Annotated in this window: 6 protein-coding genes; 4 read left to right on the top strand and 2 right to left on the bottom strand. The window is 61.4% G+C overall.

Annotation, left to right across the window (positions count from 1 at the left end; translation table 11 throughout):
• Positions 1-431 (bottom strand): redoxin family protein (locus AC1XOS_RS14920; RefSeq protein ID WP_481963019.1); only part of this gene is annotated, 431 nt, incomplete at its 3' end.
• 23 nt (positions 432-454) lie between these two features.
• Positions 455-2,902, bottom strand: a complete 2,448-nt coding sequence (gene pulA / locus AC1XOS_RS14915; RefSeq protein ID WP_481963018.1) for a type I pullulanase — start codon at positions 2,900-2,902, stop codon at positions 455-457.
• A 46-nt stretch (positions 2,903-2,948) separates the two neighbouring features.
• Here pulA and AC1XOS_RS14910 point away from each other — a divergent pair, with 46 nt between their 5' ends.
• The 4 genes from AC1XOS_RS14910 to AC1XOS_RS14895 all read left to right on the top strand — a co-directional run.
• Positions 2,949-4,580 carry a sulfatase-like hydrolase/transferase gene (locus tag AC1XOS_RS14910; protein ID WP_481963017.1) on the top strand — a complete coding sequence of 544 codons (1,632 nt, stop codon included), beginning with the start codon at positions 2,949-2,951 and terminating at the stop codon, positions 4,578-4,580.
• Positions 4,555-5,985 (top strand): sulfatase family protein, encoded by a 1,431-nt coding sequence (locus AC1XOS_RS14905; protein ID WP_481963016.1) that lies wholly within the window; start codon positions 4,555-4,557, stop codon positions 5,983-5,985. The genes AC1XOS_RS14910 and AC1XOS_RS14905 overlap by 26 nt, the downstream gene beginning before the upstream one ends.
• Positions 5,982-7,478 carry a sulfatase gene (locus AC1XOS_RS14900; protein WP_481963015.1) on the top strand — a complete coding sequence of 499 codons (1,497 nt, stop codon included), beginning with the start codon at positions 5,982-5,984 and terminating at the stop codon, positions 7,476-7,478. The genes AC1XOS_RS14905 and AC1XOS_RS14900 overlap by 4 nt, the downstream gene beginning before the upstream one ends.
• Before the next feature lie 11 nt (positions 7,479-7,489).
• The coding region (locus AC1XOS_RS14895) for a sulfatase-like hydrolase/transferase (RefSeq protein WP_481963014.1) at positions 7,490-10,287 on the top strand (2,798 nt) is incomplete at its 3' end.

The following is a 10,287-nucleotide window of genomic DNA, read 5'->3' as shown; positions in this document are numbered from 1 at the left end:
CCCCCATCGTCGCTGATGCGGCCCTGGTAGAGCACCTTGCCCTCTGCATTGAGCACAAACGCATGCGGCGTGACTTTTGCACCCAGAGAAGCTTTGATCGCTTGATTGGAGTCAAGCAGCACCGTGGCATCGCTCAGGCCATACTTCTTTGCATGTGTCATAGCCTCCGCCTGATCGCCGGGGTTGCTGTAGACAAGAACAAGCTGCCCACCACGGGCTCTCGCCGACTTTGCCAGCGCTGCCAGCTCCGGCGCGTGACGATTCGCAATCGGGCAGGAGACGCCCGTAAAGACCACGGCTGTGGCACGCTTCCCGGCGTAGGGAATCGAAGCAGTTGCCCGTCGCCCGACTGGCTTTGTTGCATCGGCGAGCACCGTGCCGCCCCAGAGCACCAGCGAGGCGCTTAGCATCCAAACGAAACGATTTTTCACGATAAATTTTACCATTCTCACGATCAATCTTGAAAGAACACGCTGGCGGAGAGTGACGCTAGCACCGCACGGCCTCGAAACACACCAAGGCTCTGAATTCCCGCCCGCTGATGATCCACTGCCTTCTTCCACAACCCTGGCGGAAGCGTGAAAGTTCCCGGCTTCTTGCTGCCATGGAGCACCACCAGCACCTGCTGCCAGGAGTCCCCCACCCGCCCTCCGTTGAGCCGAAATGCCGCCCCACTGGCATGGGGAAGAAAGGTCAGGGTGCGCTTGACCTGCTCCGCCGTGCTCAGACGAAAGGCGGGGTGAGCGCGTCGTAACCGAATCAGCCCTGCCATGTAGGCACGAACGTCCTCAAACTCTGCGCCTCGTCGCCAGTCAAACTGATTGGCCCTATCCCCCGCGTTGTAGGAGTTTGGATTCCCGCCCTTGGTGCGCCCCAGCTCCACACCGCCTTCCAGAAACGGAATGCCCTGCGCCAGCAGCACGCTCGCGTGGGCGAGCTTGACCGCCGCGTGGTGAAGCTCTGGCTCACGGGGAAGGCTGAGGGCAACTTTATCCCAGAACGTCGCATTGTCGTGGGCAGAGACATAGTTGACCGTCTCAGTGGGAGAAGCCGCAAAGTCCGAGAGCGAGCCGCCCAGAAGCGACTCCAGCGTGGCGGCAGCGGTCTTGCCTCCCAGCGCAAAGCCGGGCTGAGAGCCATCTAGGTCGCCGCGCAGGGCATTGCGAAAGTGGTCGTTGAAGACCGCCACCGCGAGTCCTTTTTGGTCGCCTTTCCCAAAACGCAGGGGGCCACCCCCCGTCCAAGGCTCGCCGTAGATCACCGCGGAAGGGTTCTGGCGTCGAATCTCCTGGCAAAGCTCCGCGACAGTTGCTTTGGTAAACATGCCGAGCAAGTCAAACCGAAACCCATCTATCTTGAACTCCCGGCTCCAGTAGGCCAGGCTCTCACGGACAAACTTCCGCACCATGGGCCGCTCATCGTGGAGGGCATTGCCAACCCCGGACTCATTGAGAAGCTCGCCTTTGTCGTTGCTACGGAAGTAGTAGTAAGGGACACTCTCCCAGAACGCCGAGAGTGCCCCCTGGCTGGGAACCGTGTGGTTGTAGACCACGTCCATCACCACCCCGATTCCGCGTGTGTGGAGCGCTTGCACCAGCTGCTTCACTTCCCGCAAGTGACCAATCGGATCGCCGTGTGGCCGCGTGGCGTATTGCTCCTCAGGGACATTAAACAGCGATGTCTCGTAGCCCCAGTTGTAGTTTTCCGAGTGGGCAGCGTTGAAGTCCTGGAAAGGCAAGAGATGCACGTGGGTGATCCCGAGCTGTGCCAGATAGTCTACTTTCTGTGTGAGTCCCAGATACTTACCGCGCCACTCCGGGCGGACGCCGCTGGAGGGATGGATGGTAAAGTCGCGCAGGTGCAGCTCGTAGAGAACCGCATCGGTGGGTTTCTTGCCCACGAAAGGCCGAGGCGCAGGCCAGCCCGGCGGGTTGGTGCGCGAGAGATCTACGACAATCGAGCGCGACGAGTCGGCAGTGGCCGCAACCCCGTAGAGATCGGCGGCGCGGCGCTTCTGGCCGTAGGAAACCAGCTCGAAGTGGTAGGGCGCGCCATGCCAGTCACCTAGCGCCGCGACCTGCCAGACCCCGGAGCCGCCCCGCACCATCGGGAGGCGCTGGGTGCCTAGGATCAGAGTCACTTGCGTTGCCACCGGGCTCCAGAGCTTGAAGACGGTCTGGGTACGACTCCAGCGTGCTCCCAAGTCCGACGGAGCATAGTAAAACAAAGGATCGGAGAGCGCCTCGCGGATATAGACCGTGCGCCAGGGCTGGGCCTGAAATTGAACCTGAAGAGGCTGTAGGATCTCACCTGCTGTCAGCTTCCGTGCGAGCGTGAGGCGAAACGACTGGTAGCTCATGTCGTCGGTGTGGGCTTGTGGAGGAGCAGGAAGGGACATTGGGGGCGGCACATCGCGAGAGTTCTCGACAGAGTTCTTGAGTGTCTTTTTCGAAAAATCGGCTACAAAGCGCACCAGGGTCGGCTTTTTAAGAACCAACATGAGGTTTGCGCCACCGGGCGTAAAGTCCATGCCATAGTTCTCGTCCCAGGTGCCGCCTCGGGTGAGCTTGTAGGCGTGCGAGCCTGCGGGGAGCTTGACAACCAGCTCAAAGCGCCCGTCACTCAGGCGCGTCAGTTGCGTCTCTTTACCGCTCGGGTTCCACTCCTGCCCACCAAGAGACTTCTGAAATGTCCCGGCCAGAACCACGCGGCCAGGGTCTGGCTTCACGGGAGCTCTCTCGCCACCTTTCACCGCAACGACGGCAAGAGGCTGCCCGGCGAGACGCACTCGAAACTGGCCCTCAAGTGCCTTGGGCGAGGCGCTCTTAGGCAACCAGAGACAGACTTCATCAAGAGCATCGAGAAACGCAGGAAGATCCGTGGCAAGTGGCTGACGTAGCATGTTGCGCATTTTACCCCTTGCGTGTATCCTGCCGCTCAGAGGCACTATGAAAAACTCACTTTTCTTCGGTCTGAGCTTGCTCGGAGGGGTCGCATCGCTTTTTGCCCTATCCGCTCCCGTGCTGGCACAGGCTCCCAAGGAGCGCCCCAACGTGCTCTTTATCGCGGTGGATGATCTCCGGCCCGAGCTGGGCTGTTACGGCAACACGGTCATCAAGTCGCCCAACATAGATCGTCTTGCCAAATCGGGCATGGTTTTCCAGCAGGCCTACTGCCAGCAAGCGGTGTGTTCGCCCTCGCGCAGCTCACTTCTCACGGGACGACGGCCCGACGCCACAAAAGTATGGGACTTGGTGACACACTTCCGCACCGCCCTCCCTGATGTGGTCACTCTGCCACAGTACTTTAAGAACAATGGCTACCATGCCGCAGGGCTGGGCAAGATCTACCACGGCGGCTACGACGATGCGCCATCGTGGAGCGTCCCGCACTGGACGCCCAAGACAAAAGAGCTGGAGACCACCAAGAGCCACGCCTACCTGGCCACCGACAAGCCCGAAGAAGCCCTCCCCGATGGAGCCGTGGCCGCTGAGGCGATCTCCCGACTCAAGGGCTATAAAAAATCGGGGCAGCCTTTCTTTCTCGCCGTTGGGTTTGTCAAGCCGCACCTGCCCTTTGTCTCCCCCAAAAAGTACTGGGATCTCTACGATCCCGCCAAGATCCCCGAGGGCGATAGCGACACGCTCCCCGAGGGTGCCCCAAAATTTGCGGGCCACGACAACGGCGAGCTTCACGGCTACGGCAATATTCCCGCCGGCAACCCCCTCTCCCCCACCATCTCCCGTGAGCTACGCCACGGCTACTACGCCGCCATTAGCTACATGGACGCCCAAGTCGGAAAGCTCCTCGACACGCTCAAGGCCGAGGGGCTCGATAAAAACACGATTATTGTCCTCTGGGGCGACCATGGCTGGCAGCTAGGCGACCATGGACTCTGGCACAAGCACACCAACTTCGAGCGCGCCACCCACGCTCCGCTGATTTTCAGTGCTCCGGGGATGACCCAAGCGGGCAAGACCACCCCGGCTCTGGCGGAGTTTGTGGATATCTACCCCACCCTAGCCGACCTAGCGGGACTGACGAAGCCGACGGGCCTGGATGGCAAGAGCCTCAAGCCCGTCCTTGATAACCCCAGTGCCCGTGTCCGAAAAGTGGCGATCAGCCAGTACCCACGCAGTGCCGAGGGCAAGCCGGTGATGGGCTACAGCGCCCGCGACACCCGCTGGCGCTTAACACTCTGGCGGGATCGCACAAGCGGCGCGACGGTCGCGACGGAGCTCTATGACGAGAAAAACGACCCGAAAGAGAGCGTCAATGTGGCCGCCAAGCCCGAGAACGCCGCTGTGATCGCGGAGCTGACCAAGGAGCTTGATGCGGCCTACGCGGGCTTGGGTGCCCCCGTTCCCACCACCAAGAACGCCAAGACACCGCAAAAAGCCGCATCGGATCGGGTGGCGCTCTTCAACCGGAAAGATACCAACAAGGACGACCAGCTGACCTACGACGAGTTCATGGCCAACCAAGCCGACCCAGAGCAAGCAAAAGAGCGCTTTAAGAAGTTCGATACCAACAACGATGGGAAGCTGAGCCGCGATGAGTTTATCAAACAAGGGAAGTAGGCAAGCCACCCAGCCCAGCATTATCCTGATCTACACCGACGACCTAGGCTTTGGTGATGTGGGTTGCTACGGCGCAAGATCCGTCAAGACGCCAAATATTGACCGTATTGCCCGTGAGGGACTGCGCTTTACCGATGCCCACGCGCCGTCGGCGACGTGCACGCCGTCGCGCTACGCCTTGCTCACGGGGGAGTACGCCTGGCGCAAGCCGGGCACGGGGGTGCTCCCTGGCAATGCGGCGCTGATTGTTGAGCCGGGCCGCACGACCGTGGCGTCGGTGCTCCAGAAAGCGGGCTATGCCACGGGGATTGTCGGAAAGTGGCACCTGGGCCTCGGCGCGACCGGCGGGCCGGACTGGAACGAGCGGATCGCCCCTGGCCCGAATCAAGTCGGCTTTGGCTATCACTTCCTCATGGCCGCGACCGGTGACCGCGTCCCGTGTGTCTATATCGAGAACGAGCAGGTGGTCGGCCTGACCAAGACCGACCCGATCCAAGTGCGCTACACCAAGGAAAACTACGAGGGTGAGCTCGACGGCGTCCGAGATCGCGCGGGCCTGCAGGTGGACTGGAGCCAGGGGCACAATCAAGCTGTGGTCAATGGGATCGGGCGGATCGGCTACATGAAGGGCGGCAAGTCCGCACGCTGGATCGACGAAGACATGGCGGATGTGTTTACGAAAAAAGCCGTCGCGTTCATCGAGAACAACAAAGCCCGCCCATTCTTTCTCTCCTTCAATACCCACGATATCCATGTCCCCAGAGTTCCCCACCAGCGCTTTGTCGGCAAGACCTCGATGGGCCCACGCGGCGATGCCATTGCCGAGCTAGACTGGTGCGTCGGGGAGCTTCTGAAGACACTCGACAAGCTCAAGCTCACCAAAAACACGCTCATCCTCTTTTCCAGCGACAACGGCCCCGTGCTCGACGATGGCTACAAAGATGGTGCGGTGGAAAAACTAGGCGACCACAAGCCCGCGGGGCCGTGGCGCGGTGGCAAGTACAGTCTGTTTGAGGGGGGGACACGCGTCCCGTTTCTCGTCCGCTGGCCCGCACGTGTCAAGCCCGGCGTCTCCGAGGCGCTGGTCTGCCAAGTGGATTTCCTCGCCTCGTTTGCCGCCCTCACGGGCCAGAGCTACGACAAGCGCACCGCCCCCGATAGCGAGAATATCTTAGCGGCCCTCTTGGGCGAGTCAAAAACGGGCCGCACCGCCCTGGTGGAGCATGCCGGAACCCTGACCCTGCGCGTGGGAAGCTGGAAGTTCATCAAAAACGGCCGCCAGCTCTACGACCTCGCGAGCGACCCCGGCGAGACCACCAATGTCGCCACAAAATTCCCCGAGCGCGTTGCCGCCATGGCCGCGACGCTGGAGAAAATCCGCGGTATCGGAGCGACCCGGCCGTGAAGCTCGCCCTGATTGGCCTAGCCCTTCTGGGAACCGCATTGTCCCCCCGCCCGGCGGGGGTTAGGGGGGAAACCAACCGGTACAACGTCCTCTTCATCGCCGTAGACGATCTCCGGCCCGAGCTGGGGTGCTACGGCGTCAAAGAAGCGCAGTCGCCGAACCTGGATCGACTCGCCCAATCGGGGATGGCCTTTAGCCGCCAGTACGCGGTCGTCCCCACGTGCGGGGCATCGCGGTATGCGCTGCTGACGGGGCGCTCGCCGTCACACTCTGGCGTAACAGCAAGCAATGAGGCACTGTATCAAGGCAAGGTGGCGCTAAGTCCGACGCAGCTTCCGGGTGCGCAGACCATGCCCGAGCTTTTCCGGCGTAGCGGCTACCAGACCGTCAATATCGGGAAAATCTCCCACACCGCCGATGGTCGGGTCTACGCCTACAACGGCACGGGCGACGGGCGCCCGGAGCTGCCAAACGCCTGGGATGCGCTCCCGACCCCGTTTGGCGCGTGGCAGCGCGGCTGGGGAATCTTCTTCGCCTACGAGAGTGGCAAGCACCGCGAGGACGGCCAAGGGCACAACGCTCTGATGGAGTTCACGGCCAAGAACGACGACGATCTCCCCGACGGCCAAATGGCAAAAGAAGCCATTGCCCAGCTCAAGGGCTTCAAAAGCTCCGGTAAGCCGTTCTTCCTGGGTCTGGGGTTCTTCAAACCGCACCTGCCCTTTGTCGCGCCCAAGCAGGACTGGGACGCGTTCGAGGGCAAGCCGATCCCTCTGCCAAACTCCCCGCTCAAGCCCGCCGCGCCCTACTGGCACCCCAGCGCGGAGTTCTACAAGTACAGCCTGCCGTTCGCAAAAAAGCAGCCGCTCGACGACGACGCGGCACGCACGGCGCGGCGAGCCTATCTTGCCTGCATCCGCTACACCGACCGGCAAGTGGGTAAGGTGCTCGATGCGCTGAAGGCCGAAGGGCTCGATAAAAACACGATTGTCGTGGTCTGGGGCGACCATGGCTGGCACCTAGGCGAGCAGCAGATCTGGGGCAAGCACAGCCCCTTCGAGCGCGCGGTTCGGAGCACGCTGATCGTCCGCGCCCCCGGAGTCGGCCCCACAGGGAAGGTCAGCGATGCGCTCATCGAGAACGACGACCTCTACCCAACTCTCACCGAGCTCTGCCAACCTCGCTTCACCCAGACCCACTATCCGCTCGATGGCAAGAGCTTCGCCCCTGTGCTCACCGGGAAACAGCGTACTGTCCGCGACTCGGCGATCAGCTACTGGCAAGATGCCGTCACGGTTCGTACTGCCACGCATCGCCTGATCGCCCGGCGCACCAAAGACCCTAAAAATCCTGGCTTCACCGACATCGCCCTCTATGATATGACTAAAGACCTCGACAGCACCGAAAACCTCGCCGACACCAACCCCACCCTCCGCGACGCGCTCCTGAAGACCCTTCAGACAGCACTGACCGACCACCGCGAGAGCCTCTAAGGAGAGTTTGAATGTTTCAGAGTGACCAGCAAAAACGCTTCGGTTTGTTCCTAGCCCTGGCGCTACTAACCGTCATGTCCCCCCGCCCGGCGGGGGCCAGGGGGGTGGGGGGGGCGCAGGGACGGGCACCGGAGCGCCCCAATATTTTATGGATTGTCAGTGAGGATAACGCGGCGCAGTGGTTGGGGTGCTACGGCAACAAAGAAGCGCAGACGCCACGCCTTGATGCCCTGGCAAAGACGAGCGTGCTGTTTGAGAAAGCCTACGCCAATGCCCCGGTCTGTGCGGTGGCGCGGGCGACACTGCTGATGGGAGCCTACTCCCCGACCATGGGGACGCAGAACATGCGCTCGCGCCATGCCATCCCCACGGAGATCTTCAAGCCCTATGTGTCGTATCTGAGAGAGCAGGGCTACTACTGCACCAACAACGCTAAGACGGACTACAACTTTAAGGGCAACGATAACGCGCTCTGGAATGTGTCGTCGAACCAGGCGCACTACCGAAATCGCCCCGCGGGCAAGCCGTTTTTTGCGGTCTTCAATATCGAGATCAGCCACGAGAGCAACCTCTTCCCCACCAAGGTTAAGAACAACCGCGAGAAAGGGCTTATCCCAGAGACGCCGCGCCTCGATCCCAAGACGTTATTTCTGCCGCCTTACGTGCCGGACTTGCCCGAGCTGCGCTCGGACTGGGCGATCTACCACGACACGATCACGGCGATGGACAAGCAAGTCGGGGCGCGCCTCGATGAGCTGGAGAAGAGCGGGCAGGCGGAGAACACGATTGTGTTCTACTACGCCGACCACGGCGGCCCGACACCACGCGGCAAGCGCTATTTGGAAGACACGGGCGTGCACGTCCCCTTGCTGGTTCATGTGCCTAAGAAGTGGCAGCATCTTGCGCCGTTTGCCCCCGGCCAGCGCACGAGCGAGCTGGTCTCGTTTGTAGACTTTGCCCCGACTCTTCTCTCGCTCTGTGGCCTGCGGAAACCAGCGCAGATGCAGGGCCGGGCATTCCTAGGCACCGAGCGCGTCGCTCCCAAACCCAACAGCACTGTTTTTCTCTACGCCGACCGCTTTGATGAGCTCTACGGCATGCGTCGCGCCCTCACCGATGGGCGTTTTCGGTATATTCGGCGCTTCATGCCCTTTCTGCCGTCGGCTCCCTACAGCTACTACCAGCTGGAGATTCCCGGCTGGGCCGCGTGGCAGAAGGCCTGGCAAGAGGGCAAGCTCACGGGCTACCACAAAGCGCTCTGGGAGCCTGCCGAGGCGAGTGAGGAGCTCTTCGACACGCAGAGCGATCCCTGGGAGCTGAAAAACCTCGCCCGTGACCCCGTGCAGGCAAAGCGGCTGGCAGCGATGCGTGAGCAGCTCAAGAAGATCATGACCGAGGTGCGCGACACCGCCCTCGTCCCAGAGCCGATGTACGCCGAGCTGGTGGGAAAGAGCACGATCCATGGCTACGTCAACAGCGCCACTTTCCCGCTTCAGCAAGTGCTGGACCTTGCGTTTCTGGCATCGGCGCGCGACCCTAAGAACCTGCCGGCGCTGATCAAGGCACTCGAATCCCCGCACCCCGTGCTCCGCTACTGGGGTACGCTGGGCTGTGTCGCGCTGGGCAAGGAGGCCAAAGCGGCGAAAGAGCCCCTCACGCTGCTGCTGCTCAAGATGGAGGCGTCGCCCACCGTGCGCATCACCGCGCTTCATGCGATCTCCCTACTGAGCACCGAACCAACCGCAAAAGAGATGATCGCGGAGGAGCTTGATGAAACCAGCGAGGAGTATGTCGCACAGCTCGCGGTCAATACCCTCATGCAGCTCAGTGCCCTCGATACGATTCCGATGTCGTGGGTGGAGCGCACGCTCAAAGACGACAGCGCCAATGAGTACCTAAAGCGCCTGGCAACCCGGCTCAACAAGGAGAAAGTTACTATGGATACCGTGAAGAAACCCAACGTCGTGCTGATCCTCGCCGATGACATGGGCTGGTCGGATCTAGGTTGCTACGGCTCCGAGATCCAGACTCCGAACTTGGACACGCTCGCCAAAAACGGCCTGCGCTTTACCCAGTTCTACAACACCGCGCGCTGCTGGCCCTCAAGAGCGGGGCTTCTCACAGGCTACTACGCCCAGCAGGTGCGCCGCGACACGGTGCCCGGCGTGAAGAGCGGCAACGGTGGCGTGCGCCCAAACTGGGCACCGCTGCTCTCGACCCGACTACACAACCTCGGCTACCGGTCCTATCACTCAGGGAAGTGGCACATTGATGGCAAGCCGCTGCAAAATGGGTTTGACCACAGCTACAGCCTCCAAGATCACGACAGGTACTTTGCCGCCAAGGAGCACACCGAGGACGACAAGCCGCTGCCGGAGATGGATCCGAAGAGCGGCTACTACTCCACGACCTATATCGCCGATCACGCCATTAAGTGCCTCAAGGAGCACGAGGCGCAGTTTAAATCACAGCCGTTTTTCACCTATCTCGCCTTCACATCGCCGCATTTCCCCGTTCAAGCACTCCCCGAGGACATTGCCCGCTACAAAGATGCGTATATTCAAGGCTGGGACGCGCTACGTGAGGTGCGCTACAAAAAACAGCAAACGCTAGGGATCGGGGCAAGCAAGCTCTCCACAATCGAGCGCGAGGTCGGGCCGCCTTATGCTTTCCCCGATGCCATCAAGAAGCTTGGCCCAAGCGAAGTCAATCGGCCCGTTGCCTGGGACACATTAACTGCCGACCAGAAGGCGTTTCAAGCCACCAAGATGGCGATCCACGCGGCGATGGTGGACCGCATGGACCGGGA

Source organism: Armatimonas sp., assembly GCF_964826245.1.
The sequence above is the reverse complement of the archived record's forward strand: the minus strand, read 5'-3'. Positions and strand labels throughout refer to the sequence as shown.

Coding starts and splice junctions, on each gene's coding strand:
- AC1XOS_RS14905 (WP_481963016.1), top strand. CDS start 4,555: ATGAGTTTATCAAACAAGGGAAGTAGGCAAGCCACCCAGCCCAGCATT.
- pulA (WP_481963018.1), bottom strand. CDS start 2,902: ATGCTACGTCAGCCACTTGCCACGGATCTTCCTGCGTTTCTCGATGCT.
- AC1XOS_RS14910 (WP_481963017.1), top strand. CDS start 2,949: ATGAAAAACTCACTTTTCTTCGGTCTGAGCTTGCTCGGAGGGGTCGCA.